Origin of the sequence: Chitinophaga varians, from assembly GCF_014529945.1 — a bacterium.
Lineage (GTDB): Bacteria > Bacteroidota > Bacteroidia > Chitinophagales > Chitinophagaceae > Chitinophaga > Chitinophaga varians.
Genome location: NZ_JACVFB010000001.1, coordinates 873,853 through 889,862, shown reverse-complemented (window position 1 = coordinate 889,862; position 16,010 = coordinate 873,853). Strand labels below are relative to the sequence as shown.

General features: G+C 50.3%; 10 protein-coding genes. 1 reads left to right on the top strand and 9 read right to left on the bottom strand.

All coding sequences use genetic code 11. The annotated features are described in order from the left end of the window. Positions 1-71 precede the first annotated feature (71 nt). Positions 72-953, top strand: coding sequence for an AraC family transcriptional regulator (locus ICL55_RS03235; RefSeq protein ID WP_188094599.1), 882 nt, complete (start codon positions 72-74; stop codon positions 951-953). Here the strand turns inward: ICL55_RS03235 and ICL55_RS03230 are convergent. The 9 genes from ICL55_RS03230 to ICL55_RS03190 all read right to left on the bottom strand — a co-directional run bounded on the left by ICL55_RS03230 (position 940) and on the right by ICL55_RS03190 (position 15,765). Next, positions 940-1,353: an L-rhamnose mutarotase gene (locus tag ICL55_RS03230; protein WP_223151283.1), complete on the bottom strand. Its 414-nt coding sequence runs from the start codon at positions 1,351-1,353 to the stop codon at positions 940-942. The genes ICL55_RS03235 and ICL55_RS03230 overlap by 14 nt on opposite strands. After that, the gene (locus tag ICL55_RS03225; protein WP_188094597.1) at positions 1,350-2,900 is read right to left on the bottom strand and encodes a sodium:solute symporter family transporter; all 1,551 of its coding nucleotides are present in this window, start codon (positions 2,898-2,900) and stop codon (positions 1,350-1,352) included. The genes ICL55_RS03230 and ICL55_RS03225 overlap by 4 nt, the downstream gene beginning before the upstream one ends. Before the next feature lie 16 nt (positions 2,901-2,916). After that, positions 2,917-4,089: a mandelate racemase/muconate lactonizing enzyme family protein gene (locus ICL55_RS03220; protein ID WP_188094596.1), complete on the bottom strand. Its 1,173-nt coding sequence runs from the start codon at positions 4,087-4,089 to the stop codon at positions 2,917-2,919. 10 nt (positions 4,090-4,099) lie between these two features. Then, the gene (locus ICL55_RS03215; protein WP_188094595.1) at positions 4,100-4,978 is read right to left on the bottom strand and encodes an aldo/keto reductase; all 879 of its coding nucleotides are present in this window, start codon (positions 4,976-4,978) and stop codon (positions 4,100-4,102) included. Between the two features lie 93 nt (positions 4,979-5,071). After that, the gene (locus ICL55_RS03210; RefSeq protein WP_223151281.1) at positions 5,072-6,289 is read right to left on the bottom strand and encodes a glycoside hydrolase family 27 protein; all 1,218 of its coding nucleotides are present in this window, start codon (positions 6,287-6,289) and stop codon (positions 5,072-5,074) included. A 126-nt stretch (positions 6,290-6,415) separates the two neighbouring features. Beyond that, positions 6,416-8,221, bottom strand: a complete 1,806-nt coding sequence (locus ICL55_RS03205) for a RagB/SusD family nutrient uptake outer membrane protein (protein WP_188094594.1) — start codon at positions 8,219-8,221, stop codon at positions 6,416-6,418. An 18-nt stretch (positions 8,222-8,239) separates the two neighbouring features. Then, a complete protein-coding gene (locus tag ICL55_RS03200) occupies positions 8,240-11,371 on the bottom strand; it encodes a SusC/RagA family TonB-linked outer membrane protein (RefSeq protein WP_188094593.1) in 3,132 nt (1,043 codons plus the stop codon). 553 nt (positions 11,372-11,924) lie between these two features. After that, a complete protein-coding gene (locus ICL55_RS03195) occupies positions 11,925-13,457 on the bottom strand; it encodes an alpha-N-arabinofuranosidase (RefSeq protein WP_188094592.1) in 1,533 nt (510 codons plus the stop codon). Between the two features lie 148 nt (positions 13,458-13,605). Continuing rightward, complete coding sequence (locus tag ICL55_RS03190) at positions 13,606-15,765, bottom strand: DNA/RNA non-specific endonuclease (RefSeq protein ID WP_188094591.1); 2,160 nt, start codon at positions 15,763-15,765, stop codon at positions 13,606-13,608. Positions 15,766-16,010 lie beyond the last annotated feature (245 nt).

The following is a 16,010-nucleotide window of genomic DNA, read 5'->3' as shown; positions in this document are numbered from 1 at the left end:
AAAATCAGCCGTCAAAGTGCTATCATGACTTAAAATTTATTAATTTGGCACCGGGAGTATGCCACATATCTATGCAGTACATTTATGAGAACTTCACGTTTCCTCCGGACCAGTCATTTACCATCAGATCAGAAATGCTGGAGATCAGGAGATATACGGCTTTGAAGTCACATGTGAATTTTGAGATCGCGCTGATTGAAAACTGCAGCGGCAAACGTTTCATTGGCGATCATATCCGTGACTTTGAAGGTACGGAACTGGTATTGCTGGGCAGCTACCTGCCACATTGCTGGCAATATTACCAGCCGGTAGATCCTTTTCAGCCAACGGTGGCAACGGTCATTCATTTCTTCCCCGATTTTCTGGGCCGGCAGCTATTGGAGAAACCGGAAGCCCGGCAGCTCAATACACTTTTTGAAAAAGCCTCCAGAGGACTGCTGTTTACCGGTCCCACCATCACCACCGCCAGAAACCTCATGCAGGAGATGCTTGGGCAGTCGGGTCTCACCCGTGCCGTGCTGATGCTGCAGCTGCTGGATGTGCTGGCACAATCGGAATATGCCGAAGTGTTGTCATCACCCTATTTCAATGCGGTGGACAATTCTGGGGAAGCCAATAAAATCAACAAGGTATTTGATTACATATTCAGCAACTTCAGAGAAGAAATTGCCTTACAGGATGTGGCTGACCTTATTCCCATGTCAGCAGCAGCGTTCTGCCGCTTCTTCAAACGGAAGACTAACCGCACGTTGATTGACTTCGTGAAAGAAGTACGGATCGGCCACGCTGCCAAACTGTTACTGGAAGGACATCACAACGTAGCAGAGGCCTGCTACGAAAGCGGGTATAACAATATTTCCAACTTCAACAAACATTTCAAGGATATTAAGGGCGTATCGCCCCGCGATTTTATCAAACGGTACAACGAGCATGCGGTAGCTATTCCTTCCTGAATTCATAGAAAGGCGTAGCTTCCACCCAGGTTTCTCCCTGCGCCGTACCCGGTACGCCTACCTGGTATCCGCCCATCAGGCGGTTCCACTCCGCACAGCGCGGGCTGTAGGCCTCGGCTGTTTTGCCCATCTGTTGCAGGTCTGCTCCCACCGGCACCACAATCTTCATCACCAGTAAATATTTATAGCGATATAACGTGATCTGTTGATATCCTGCTTTTTTGAAACCAGCTTCCACCTCGGGCCATATGTGTTGATGATAACGCAGGTACTCCTGCAGCTTATCTTCCTGCGGCACAATATTAACCACGAAAACTTTCTCTTCTGTTTTGATGGATTTACCATTACTGCATGCCATGGCGCATGCGAGCAAAAACAGGCAAACAATTCTGTTCATCATTTTAATAAAAAATAAATTATCAACATAACAACCGCCAACACTGCCCATCCGGCCCATACCCTGCGCGACAGCCGGTTTCCCGCCGCGGCGACAAACGCCGGTTTATCTTCCTCCGCAGGCGATGGTGGCGTCAGCCCTGATACGACCACGATCAACAAGGCCAACCCGATAAAAAGATATACCGATAACAACAGGAAATGAGGCCAGAAGCCTTTATACGGATAGTTCAATAAATAACACACGCCGATCAGCAAACACACCGACCCGCCCCCGTACAACACCGTCACTACCGCCTGGCTATTCGTCCGTTTCCAGAAGATGGACGCCAAAAATACCACCGACAACGGCGGCGCAAGGATGGACACCATGCCCTGCGTAATTTCAAACAGCCCTTTGCCAGAGTATTGGAACATAGCGGCGATGCCGATCGCCAGCAACGAAGCCAGTACCGTCATCCACCGGCCCGTACGCAGACGGCGCGTTTCATCCATCGTTCGGAACTGCGCCACCACGTCCAGCGTAAATACGGTGCTGAAAGAATTGAGTCCGGACGATACCGTGTCTATCAGCGCGGCAATCAGCGCGGCGAAACAGAGGCCCCGAAAACCGTCCGGCATCAGCTGTTGTACCAGCGTGATATATGCATTGTCGGCCGTGGTGATATCACGGTATAAAATAAAACAGATAATACCCGGCAGCAGGAAAATGAATGGCGTGATCATCTTCAGCGCTGCAATAAACAGCGCACCATACTGTCCTTCCCGCAGGTCTTTTGCCCCCAGCAGTTTCTGCACAATGGTCTGATCAGCACACCAATAGTAAATAGCGACCACCGGATAACCCGCCAGAATGGCCATCCACGAGTATTCCCGGTCATCGGCGCCATGCAGCAGCTTCCAGAAATTCCGCGGCACCTCGTGTTGTGCGGCGCCGCTTTTGATCATGCTGTTGAAGGCGAGTATGGTCAATATCAGTGACGAAACGATGATGATGACCGACTGAAAAATCCCGGTGCGGACTACCGCCCTGAAACCGCCCACAGCCGTGTAGCTGGTGGCAATCAGCGCAATCAGCGCCACAGCATACATCAGCGGACAACCCAATACCTGCGAGATCACCAGTCCCCCGGCATACAAAGCACTGCCCAGCCATACCACCAGGATGGAGACCAGGCTATAGATAACGAGGAAATTATAAGCGCCTTTCCCATACCGATGCAGCAGGTATTGCGGAATGGTACTGATACCGGCCGACAGGTACCGCGGCAGGAAAAACATGGCGAGCAGCAACAGGAATATCCATGCCAGCCACTCGAAGTTGGCCCCCACCACTCCCTGAGAAAAGCCCAGGCTCGACATACCGATCAGCATCATAGGGCCTGCATTGGCACTGAACATAGAGAACCCGATCTGCCACCATCGCAGCGAACGGCCACCTAAAAAGATGTCCTTTTCACTGTTTCTGCCCAGAAAAAAACCTAATACAAAAAGAGCGATGATATACAGCACCAGCACAATGCCATCAACACCGGTAAGCGATATATTCACAGGCAAGCATTAAAGGTCACAGTGATACAATAGGTGAATATTTCCTGACGTTCTGATCGTTCCAATAATATTGTTTTATAATTTTATTCGCATTCCGGCAAAATTCCCAGTCCACCCTTACCGGCAAACCAGCAATATCCGGCAATACAAAACATCCCTTCTTCCATTCGGGATAAACGCTGAAATAACGTTCCAGTCCCGACATAATGGAGTACAGGTATTCTACTTCACAAGCCAGATCGGCGGTGGCCATCAGCGAGGCCGTAAACAGTGAATAGCCTCCGGAAGAAAAGTCAACACCGCTTTTCGCCGCGAGGTCCCTGACTTCCTTCCATTCATTCACGCCCCCCAGATGCGTGGGCACCGGCTGAAGATGTCGTACCCCCATGCTCACCAATGTAGGGAATAAACGGGAGGTACGTTCGGATTCACCGAAAGAAATTTTGAGCGGTGTACTCCCGCACAATATCCCTATCTGTTCAAATGAAGCAGAGTGAATCGGCTCTTCCAGCCATGCTACTTCTGCTGTGACGATCATGTCCGCAAAGCGCAATGCCTGCTCACAGCTCCATATCTGGTTGGCATCCACCGCCAGCCGGACATCTTTTCCCAGCAGGCTGCGTACAAATTTCACGCGGGCCGCATCTTCCTCCATCATGGTGCCAAATGCTTTGCCTACTTTCATTTTGTAGCAGTCCACCCCCGCTTCCATAAAACGGGCAACCTCCTGTTCCAGTTCGGCCAGCGTATAGTTGGTGCCTCCGCCACTGCCATACATTTTTACCGTATCCCGCGTAGCATGCAGGAAACGATGCAACGGCACGCCTTCCCGGCGCGCCGCCAGGTCATGCAGCGCCAGGTCTATCTGTCCTACCAACGCCGATGCCGGCCCTCTGAAACCTTCGTTCCGTATGGACCAGTACAGTTGGTGATACAATTGATGATAGGGAACATTGTGGCTATGCAGCAAGATGGGCAACAGGCAGTTTTCCAGGATATTGATATAACTGCTGTAAACAGGCGCTTCGCCAATAAAGCCGTTTTCATCTTCCAGTGTGATCAGTGCGAGGCCAAAAGTCGGAAAAGGGCCCATGGTCGCATCCTGAATAGGCGTCACCGCCATGGCAGGTTCCAGCTCTCTCAGTTGTACGCTGGTGATGTTGAAAATTTGATGATCAATAGTATACAATGTTATCTGTTTACTGATTACAATCCAGTATTTCCTGATAGATTGGCTCCGGGAGCGGGCCTTCGCCGAAAGCCGACAGGCTCTCTTCCAGCTCGGTGACACAGGAGGCACCGATGACGATGCTGAACTCACGGGGAATCGTGAGCAAAAAACGATGAGCCAACACTGATAACGGGAGATGATATTTGGTGGCGATCAACTGCAAACGTTGCGCCACGGCAATCCTGTCGTTGCCCAGCCATTGTGGCGGATGTTGCTGCCAGGCCTGAAAATTCCGCCCCAGCAGTCCCATGTTGAGCGGACTTGCAGCATAGTAGTCGATGCCGCTGGCATGACAAAGCGGAAGCCGGTCTTTGAGTGCCGCTATGTTACAGGCATTCAGCCGGTTGAACTCCATGATCACATCGAAGACGCCCGTTGTGATATATGCTTCCATCCACAAAGGGATGTTACCGCCCAGGCCAATCTTTTTCACCAGTCCCTGCTGCTTCAGGAGCAACAGCACAGCGATCACCTGATCGCCGTCCTGTTCCGGCACCGCTTCGGGATCATGCAGGAACAAAACATCCACTGCCGGGACGCCTAATGTTTTTAACGACTGATGGACGCTGTTCATAATGCCGGCGGCAGCATAATCGTAATATGCTTTATCCGCGGCATATGACCGCAGCCGGCCGGCTTTGGTGCTGATAACCGGCATAGGGCCTTTCCACTGTTGCAGTGCCGCCCCTACGATCTCTTCGGCGTTCCCATAGGCCGGCGCCGTGTCTATGGCTGTAATGCCATTTTCCAGCGCAGTCAGTATAGTGCAGACAGCGGCCGAACGATCCACTCGTCCCCACACTCCTCCAAGGCCTGCTGTCCCCAGCACTATACGTTTCGCATTCATTCAAAAAAATCTGATCAGGAAGTCAAAACTTACTGGTATAAATGTAGCATCTCTGTAAAGGCACGACAACAGATAAATTGACTTTAACCGATGTTATTTTTGCCCTGCTTTCAGGAGATAAACCACACAGTCGTGGGCGCTTAACTGCCCTTTCAGTGCCTTTACCGGTTTGCCACTCCATACTTCTGAGATATCAAAAGGTTGCCACAGATGCAGCTCTTTTTTCAGGTCTATCTCAAAGGCCTGCGCGTTGGCAGACCGGTTAAATACACATACCGCCACATCGTTGTGCTGCAAAGGTTTCAGCAACACCTGCAGATCGTTCCGCTTTAAAACAGTGGTCGCCTGTTTACCCAGTGCGTCCTGGTTGATGGCAAGCAACTGTTTGTTGGTGATCAGCTGCAATACCTCCGGCGTCATATGCTGCAGGTCCATGTTCACCATCAGCGGAGCGGCCAGCATGCACCACAGCGCAAAATGCGTGCGGTATTCGGTAGCGGTGCATCCTTTAAAGCGGCCATCTACAGAAGAAGAGGCACCTTTTCCGTAAAGGCCTACCATGAGCAGGTCCGGATCATTCCAGCCACCAGGGCCTGCAAAGGAGGCCAGGTTTTCCTGCTGATGGAATATCTCCATAATACCGGTGAGATTGGTATCGTGCGACTCCCACACGTCGCGGCTGTCCCAGGTGGTGCGCCACAGATGGCCGCCTGCCGCTCTGGCCCATAGCCAGGGTTTGCGTTGCCCCCATTCGCAGATGGAATAAACGATAGGGCGGCCGCACTTCTTCAGGGCATCGCCCATGCGGGCATAACGACTGAATGCGGTAGACACATCTTCCGGCGCGTTGCAGTAGTCATACTTCAGGAAATCGACGCCCCATGCCGCGAAAGTACGGGCATCCTGTTCCTCGAAATTGTAACTGCCCGTCACACCGCCACAGGTAAGCATCGCCGCATCTGAATAAATACCGAGCTTCAGTCCTTTGCCGTGTACATAGTCGGCCAGGTATTTGATGCCATGCGGAAACCGCACCGGATCAGGAATGAGGTTGTTCTGTTTATCACGTCCTGCCACCCAGTGATCATCTATCACAAGGTACCGGTAGCCGGCCGCTTTCATGCCGTTGGCCGCCATCGCGTCGGCCATGTCTATGATTACCTGTTCGCTTACCCGGGCCTCAAAAAAGTTCCAGCTGTTCCATCCCATGGGAGGCGTCATCGCCAGTGAATCCCAGGCACTGTAACGGGTTTGTGCGCTGACTGACGAGCAGGAAATGATGGCCGCCAGCAGAAAAATAACTGTTCTCATTGTTCTCTGAATAAGGGTATGTTTCCGGTAAATATCTGTAAAAAAGAGGATTTTCGACCCATTTGCGTTTCATACAAAAACCGGCAGCCATGGAACAGCTGCCGGTTTTTACAAAGAGGGAAATGATTATTGCAGCGGATCGAAGGCCCCGCCCCACTCTTTATTCTGTTGCAGTGCATTTTGCGATTGCGAGATCTGATCAGGTTTCAGGGCATAGAACCAGTGGTTCAGATCGAGACTGAATTTTACGCCGGCGTCACCATCGAGGTTGTCGATATAACGTGCGGAGAACTTCGCTCTGGTAGCAGCGTCCATGATGTTTTCAGCCGGGGTTACCATTTGTCCTTCTTTCAGGGTGATGTACAGGCCATGGCGCCCGCTCTGGCTGTTGAGAATATCGTAACGTTTCCAGCGGCGGAGGTCACCGAAGCGTTTGCCTTCAAAAGCAAATTCCACCTGTCTTTCGCGGATATATGCCTCGCGGATGTCTCCTGTTGTAGCGGCCGATATACCGTAAGTATTGCCGGCGCCCGGCGCAATACCGGCCCGTTGGCGGATGCTATACAGCACCTGCAACGCCTCGGCGGATTTACCCAGTTCATTGGCGCATTCACCGTAGTTCATCAACACCTCCGCAAACCGTATCTCCGGCCAGTCGGTGCCGGATTGGTCTGACACCGCGCTGGTAAGGGTGGTATCGAGCCCTTTGCGGTCAAAGAAACCGGTGATACCCTGATTGCCCGGCATGCCCGGATGAATGGTGCTGGCCGCATTGGTATACCGATTATTGGCCGCATCATATTTCCATACGTTCCAATAGCTGTTGCCACTCACATAGGAAGGCGGAATCTGGTCCGGGGTGGGATAAGGCGTGCCGCCGTAAAAAACAGTGGCATAGAACCGGTCATCTCTGTTGAGATAAAAATCATTCATAAAAGCCGTGTTGTAATCCGGGTCATTCAGCTGATTTTTATCAAACTGCATAGGCGAACCATCCCGCTTGGGAAAGGCCAGTAGCAAAGAGAGCAGCGGCTGGTTTTTATTGGACTCGTCACGGGTAAAAGGTTCTGCTCTGATGCCCCTGAAACTATTGGCATGAATGGGGTACGAGAACTGGTTGACCATGATCACCTCTTTGTTCCGCTCCTGATACCAGATGTTGCGGAAATTGGGATGCAACGCATGACCCGCACTCGCTGCTGCATCAACCGCAGCTTTACAGGCATCATAGGCCGATTGCCAGCGGGCGGCATCGCCATTGGGATTAAACAACGGGCTGGCATAAGTAAGCAGTACCCTGCCTTTAAAAGCCATGGCGGCCACTTTGGTGATACGCCCATAATCCTGCCCGGCATCCGCGTAAGCGGCGGGCAATGCCTGGATAGCCTCGTCCAGGTCTTTCACGATCTGGGCAATACATTCAGAGGTTTTGTTGCGCGGCACAAACAACGATGGTTTGTTCAGAAAATCCTGTGTATGCAGCACCAGCGGCACGCCGCCCACCTGGCTCACCATCCCCCAATAAGTCCATGCCCGCCAGAATTTCGCTTCTGCCGCGAAACGGCCGTTACGCGCAGCTGAAATCACCGTAACAGGCGCTTTTTCCAGATTGTCCAGGAAGTAGTTGATTTTTTCGATGTACTGATAATCCAGTTTTGTATTGGTCGTGCTTGTGCTGATAATGCCACGCTGATAGTCGCCCAGGCCTCTCGGCGTGGAAATGCCTTCATCTGCATCTTCGCCGTTAAAAGGCCATTTGGGTAGCAAACCGCCGTATATGTCGGACAAATATGCCTGGATCATGGTGGAGTCTTTCCATACATTGTCCGGAGACATATTCCCCACGTTGTCGTAGTCGAGCCCTTTTCTGCAGGAAGACGCGGCCAGTGCTACACATCCAAGGGAGATACCGAGTTTATATATAAGTTTCATCTTACGTTTTTTAGTCTGTTAGAGTGTAACGTTTACACCAAAGTTGAAAGTCTTCATCACCGGATAATTGGCATGGGAGCCCATTTCAGGATCGTAGTACTCGCTGTTGAATTTGCTGATCACGAAGAGGTTGGAACCACTGAAGTACACTTTGAACGCGCCTACGCCCCATCTGTTGATCAGTTTCGACGGCAGGCTGTAACCAATATTCAGCAGGCGTAACCGCAGGAAATCGGAGCGGGTAAGCCAGAATGAACTTTCATCTGTAGTCACCCGTTTATTGCCATCATTGGCGGAATAGCGCCGCGGCAGATAAGCGCCGGGGTTGTCCGGCGTCCAGCTGTTGGTATACCACTCCTTCCAGTTACGGTTCCATTCCACATTATTGGCCAGATCATTTACATATTTGTATTGTTTCAGGTTGCCGTTGATGGTAGCATCTACAGAAATACCTTTCCATTCAAATCCCAGGTTAATGCCCAGCAGGATGGGATTGTTGTTCTGTTTCAACTCCACTTTGTCCCAGTCGTCGATGATGCCATCCGGTTTGCCGTCCGGTCCGTTGATATCCTGATACACCATCTGTCCCAGCTGTGGCGCGATGCCGTAATATTTGTAATTGGGATGAGCAGCATTCCAGGCGTCCAGATCGGACTGTGTACGCAGGATATGATCTGCCACACGCGTTACAATTCTGGTGGTGGAGTGGCCAATTTCGTTCTGATACGGATAGGTAGCGTTCTGGTCTTTGACGATATATTTGGCGCCGCCGTAGGAAGCATTGGCATTCACGTAATACCTGACGTTGCCGATCCTGTTATTGTATCCTACTGTCAGCTCCACACCGTTGGCATGTACTTCTCCGTAGTTCTCCGCAGGCATCTCCCGGGGGAATGTGGGAGAAATGGTTTGTATCCTTTTAGCGAGGATATCGTAGGTGTTGATGAAATAATATTCGGCAGTGGCATTAAAATGATGGAGGAAATCCACGTCTACCGCCACGTTGTAGGATTTTGTCTTTTCCCAGGTAACCACCGGATTGGTGATGTTGCCATATTGTATACCGGTGTTGGTGACCGGCGAAGTACCGAAGTAGGCGTTTTCACCTGTCTTGTACACCTGCATCCACTGATAGGCGTCGATGTTATCGGAGCTGGTGAGACCCGCAGAGGCGCGTAGTTTCAGGAATTGCACCCCGTTGATATTGCGGAAGAAATTTTCTTTTGAAATAACCCAGCCGACCGAAGCGGAAGGGAAAAAGCCCCATCTTGAATCCACCGGGAATTTATAGGAACCATCATACCGATAGGAAAAAGTAGCCAGGTATTTTCCGTCATAGTCGTAGAAGAACTGGCCTACCCATGATTTACGCCCATTTTTTTCATTGGTGATGCCATCCACGTCTTTATCGTTAGGTTCTTTGCTGGCAGCCCACCACTGGTCTGTGGTATACACCGGAAAATTCTGACGATAAGCATCAGCGCCGCCCACTTCGGTCTGCGCCTGTTCCATCAGCACCCATCCGCCCACGTGGTGCCTTTTATGGAAGGTGCGGTCGTAACTGAGTTGCAGGTTCAATTGACTATAGTCTGTCCAGCGGTAATCCTCTTCCAGGTATTCATTGCTGACCTGATACGTTTTCTTTAAGCCTACAAGATCTTTTTCATCCAGCGAAAGGATTCTGTTGCCGGTACGTTTCATCACCCACACATCATATTTCTTCTCAAAATATTTATACCGGGTGTTCGACCAGTTGCGGTTATACTGTGCGCTGGCGGTAAGTCCGTCGATACCGGGTATTTTATAACTCAGTTTCAGATTGATCGTAGGATTTACCAGCGTATTCTTTTTATAGCCGCCATCTCCCCGCACCTGGGCGCCCATGTTCATGATCCAGCCATAGTCCACCGGGTGGCCTCCGTTGGTCCATACCGGTTGTTCCGGTTGCCATATCCTCAGTTTTCCATACCAGTCGTTAAAATCGTCTTTGGTAGGCGGAGAATAACGGTTGGTGGTATTCAGTGCCAGGCCGGCAAACAGCTGCAGGCGGTCCGTGATATCAGCGGTCACATTGGAACGCAGGTTGTATTTTTTGTAGTCCAGATTCTCCACAAAACTTTTCTGTGAGATCATAGACCCACCCATATAATAACGGACCTTGTCACTTCCGCCGGAGACATTCAGGTTATGGGAGGTGGTGGAGGGATTGCGCCATATGGTGGCCAGCTGATCATATCCCCATCCGTTGTTCACTGTTTTGAAGAAGTCCAGCTCCTGCTGCGACCACAAATCAGTGGCGTCGGGGTTGATCCGGTTGTACAACAAACCTGTTTCCACGGCGCTTGTCAGCGGTGCGTTTTTGGTACGTTTATCAAAGCCGGTGTTAAAGGAGTAATTGATGACCGGTTTGCCTTTCACGCCTCTGCGGGTGGTGACTACTATCACCCCGCCGGCGGCGCGCGCACCATAGGCCGCAGCGGCAGCCGCATCCCTCAATACGGATACGTTATCGATGTCGTTCGGGCTCAGGTTATTAAAATCATCTGCATTGGCGACCATCCCATCGATCACAAAAAGCACCGGCTGACTGGGCCCTCTATGATCAGGATCTTTGTCGAAGGTGGTTTCCTGCCTGATATTAAATGACGGCTTGGCACCCGGTACACCGGCAGGCGTGTTTACTTTCAAACCCGCTACCTGTCCCTGTAAAAGATTACCGGCAGAGGTGGTGGGCACCATCCGTTTTACATCATCCATTTTTACCACGCCGATAGAGCCGGATACAGCAGACTTTTTCTGTACGCCGTAACCCAATACCACTACCGCATCCAGGTTACTGGAAGACAATAGCAGTTTCACCAGCATGCTGGTGTCGGCTTTCACCTGCGCGTTATCATAACTTAATTCGGAGACTCTCAGGATGCTTCCTTCCGGCACCCTGATCTCAAAGATACCGGCACTATTGGCCACAGCTACTTCTTTACCCCCTAATCTGGCAATGGTGGCTCCCGCCAGCGGCGTAAGGTCTTTGGCATCTACCACCTTACCGGAGGCCCTGATGATTCGCTGCGCATCAGCTGCATGCATGGAGAGGAACATACACGACACCCCCAAAGCCGCTCTTACGAACGCTTTACTTTTTTCTTTCATTGTGACTGCTATTAGATTTTGATTGATGTTTTTCTTTCGGAAAGATGAAATAAAACCTGTTGTAAATCTCCATCTTTATGCAGCCGAAAACCACCATGAATTTGTCGGATTGTGATGTTTTATTTGCGCGTCAAAACACGCTAAACTAAATACAGCAAACAATTTCAAAGGATTTAAAAAAAACAAAAAGGATGACTCTTTATCTACCAAAGAGGCATCCGGTGGTGACTATTTTCTGAATAGGAATGCTGTGCGAAAAAGCCGTTTTACAGTAATATTTTCATTGTCAACGTGAAATTTTCCAAACTACGGAATAACGTTAGCAGCTCCCGGCTGCAGCCGATCCATTACCATGAAAGTTAAAACTAAAAAACTATCATTGTCCCGAAGGGCAAATAAAACATAGGTATTGATCAATAATCGCCAAGTCAGGCCAGCGAATAAATGATGGGTTACGATACTGACATAACGTGAAATTAAATGGCCGGACCCACCACTGATTTTCTTCAGCAGCTGTCCGGCAAAGTTATGATCGGGACACAAAAATGCAAATCTATTTAAGCTCCAGTACCACCACAGAGAATGGTGGCAGCTTCACTGTCACCGTATTATTCTTCAGCACTGCGTCTTTAAATGCTACCGGCTTGATCTTTTCAGGTTGCGTAAAGCTGTTGCAATCCTGCAGTTTGGCAGACGAGAGGATACGGCCGGTAACGGAATGATAGGCCGCTCCTGTGGCCACCGTTATCTCCCGGGCTTTGGCCGCGTCAATATTCACCAGCGAGATGTGCGTAGCGCCGGATTTGTCTTTGGATGCAGAAGCCGTAACCGCCTGCAGCTGCTCACCTTTGTAGGTGTAGTTGTCACTTTGCACGTCCACCGGTATCAGCGTAGCATCCTGGTGTACGTTGTACATTTCCATCACATGGTAAGTGGGCGTCAGTATCAATTGCTCGCCTTTGGTCAGGACAACCGCCTGCAACACGTTCACCGTCTGCGCGAGGTTGGCCATCCGTACCCTGTCGGAATGATTGTTGAAGATATTTAAGGTAACGCCGGCGATCATGGCGTCGCGCATGGTATTTTGCTGGAAGAGAAAGCCTGGGTTCGTACCTGCCTGCACGTTATACCAACCGCCCCATTCATCTACTACCAGCGCTACTTTTTTCTTCGGGTCATATTTATCCATGATGGCAGAATGGCGGCGTACCAGCGTATCCATGAAACAGGCGCTGCGCATGGTCTGGAAATACTGCTCTTCCGTAAAATCCACCGCGTCACCTTTTTTATCCCAGTTGATAACGGCATAGTGGTGTAGGGCCAGGCCGTCCAGCATATGCAGCGGAATATTTTTCATCAGCACTTCCGTCCAGTTATAATCGGAGGAGTTGGCGCCGGAAGCGATCTTGAAGGTATTGCCGCTCATGAAGGTGGCATATTTCCGGAAGATGTCCGCGTAATACTCCGGCCTCATATTGCCGCCGCAGCCCCAGGCTTCGTTGCCCACGCCCCAGTAACGGACTTTCCACGGTTGCTGCCGGCCGTTTTGCTGCCGCAGGTCTGACATCGGGCTTTTTCCGGGGAAGTTGACATACTGCACCCAGTCAGACAATTCCTGCACCGTGCCGCTGCCTACGTTGCCCGCCAGATAAGGCTCTGCCCCCAGCTCCTCGCACATGTTCAGAAAATCATGCGTGCCAAAGCTGTTGTTCTCTGTAACGCCACCCCACCAGGTATTCACGATCGTAGGTCGCTTGTCTTTGGGACCGATGCCGTCTTTCCAGTGATAGGTATCCGCAAAACAACCGCCCGGCCAACGCAGGTTGGGGACCTTCAGGTTTTTTAAAGCAGCGATGATATCTTTCCTGACCCCATTGACATGAGGGATGTTGGAGGTGTCTCCCACATAAAATCCGCCATAGATACAGTTGCCTAAATGTTCAGCAAAATGTCCGTAGATATTGCGGTTGATAGTTTGTGTCGGCGCTTCGGGATGTAAGGTGACTTTATGCTGCGCCTGAGCGGCCTCCAGGGAGGCCACCAGACCCAGCATACTAATAAAGCGACGGGTAAATTTGTTTGGCATGACGTGGAATTATAACGATTCGTGTTAAACTGATCCAAAGAAATAAAATATTTGTCAATTTTACAATTATTTTTTTTCAGGACAATAACAGGCACAAAAAACCCGCCAGCATCCGTAAAGACCTGGCGGGCGATCAACAGCTACAGCTTTACACTTTCTGCGTGCTGTGTGTATTGTGTTTTTTAAGATGAGTAGCCAACATCTCTGTGGAAGTGATTTCCGCGGCATCTCCTTCAAACGTATCAAAAGGAATAATAGCGGAGAAATCAATGCCCGTCTCTTTTTGAAGCGCCTCAATACTGTACATGTACTCCTTAAACTCCACATTCTGGTCCAGGTCCAGCTGCTCCCAGTCGATATCCTCTACCAGCGCTTTCTGCGACAATTTAAAGGCGGTGGCTTTCAGATCGCCGTCATCCGTGAGCCATAGTACGATTTTGAAAAAATCTACCGGCACCTGTACCCCTCTGAATACCCGGTCGTCTTCTTTAAACACTGGCCCGTTGAAGACGGAGATACGGGCTGTTTTCCCTTCCTCTGCTTCTGCTCCTTTCTCCAGCACCACTTTCTCCAGTATACCCCAGAGGCCTTTCCGGCTGCTTTGGTTGATGGTGGCCACCTGCGGACACGCATTGGTATACATACAGGTAAGATCGGCATTACGTTTGGCATCGTCTGCGGTAGCGCCCCAGTCGGCATCTTCGCGGCGGCTCATATGCCCTTTGTCGAAACCGCTGTTCTTATAGTAGGTATCGTCCAGTTGCAGATCGAAACTCAACCTGTTATCGCGCAGCCACACATCTTTCCGCTTGGCGTTATCGAGGCGTTTAGCCGGGTCTCCATCTACATTGATAGCGCTGATCATCGGCATTCTTCTCACGGAATGCAGAATAGTGCTGTAGTTGTAATATTTCAGCACAATGCTGTCGGTGCCATCCAGTTTAGCTGCAAATTTTTTCAAAGCGCCCTGCGGCTGCGGCATAGCGATATTAAGACCGCCACCTAAAAAAGTGGACAGGTATCCTTTGCAGGCAGAGAAATCCGTTTCCTGCTCCAGCTTTTTCACTTCCTCAAAGTCCGCTTCCGCAGTTGTCAGCGCTGCTGGCGCCGGAGCGGCCGCCGGCTGTATGCCTGCACCCTGGCTGATATTAATGTTAATAACACCATTGCGCTCTATCAGCGACGCCGGGAAGGAAATATTGACATTAGCGGAAGGATTGTTTGTTTCCATATCGGAGGTTTTAGGGGTGATCGAAGGGGTTATATTTTCCTGCTCAGGCATTTTAACCTGGGTGGCTGTCAATGTTGTCATCTTAGGAGCGGCCAGGTCTTTCACCAGCGGCTCCTGCGGGAAATTCAGGGCCATGTCTTTTAATATCACGCTGATCCGGATGCCTTCATTGGCAATCCATACCACCCGCGATGCATCAATGGTACCATTGACCATAGGAATCACTTTCCCGTCTTTGTCAATATAGTCACCGGCATCATTTTTCTGCCCCACGCCCATATGATGCAGGGCCACTACCTGCCACTGGTCGTTAAAGACCGGACTGCCACTGCTGCCGGGCGCTGTATCTGTTTTATACCAGATAGAAGTGGGCGCAATTTTTACGAAGAGATTTTCCCGGATAGACAACTGTTTATAGTCACCATCAGGATGATGAATGATGTTAAGCGCTTCCTCGTCTTCATTACCCAGTTTGCCCAGAGAGGGATCGAGGAAAAGAAAACCGATGTCATTGATACTGCGCTTTCCGGTGGTATCTATCGGCGCCACCGCCACAAAACAATAATCCAGTTCTTTGGAGGAATAGTAAAACCGGTTGACGTCCAGCGCAAATGCTACCGCACTGCCCGGAGAACCATGGATATCCAGCTCATAGAAAAACTGGACTTCGCTATCGGCCACTTCATCTTTGGTTTTAAATACATGCCAGTTGGTCAGCAGCAGGTTGTAAGACACCATGAAGCCGGTGGCATAACCCACATTTTTACTGCCCTGCTTAATGGCAATACGCCCCACCCGCTGTTTGGCGATGCCGATCAGTTCCACAAAATTGCTGTAAACCGAATCATTTTTACCAATGGCCCGTTCAAAGGCAAAATCTACCGGCTCCTGATTAATGGTTTCCAGCATTTGTTTTCTTCGCTGCATGTTTTCGTCGGCACCCAGGATATTGCCTGCTACCACACTGGTGGGCACATCTGCCGGCATCACCTCTTCCGGCGTTTCTCTGGTTGGAGCTTGTTTCAGGGTCGCGTACCGGTTCTCCGATTCGGCCAGCTGATCGAGGGGTAATTGCATAATAGTTACAGGGGTTTATTGGGTATAGAAATTAAACTACTCCTTACCGTTGAGTATGGTCACATCTGATAAAATCACAAAAACATTCATTGAACTACCGGTGGAATAATCGGCGATATCTGACTACATTGGGGCGGTAAAAATCTATTTAAAAGTACTGTTTACCGGCACGGTCACCAAATTAATTTTATGTTACCCTGAACGGTTTGACTGCTATGGGTTTTCCGGTGGTGGGTGGTATCGTC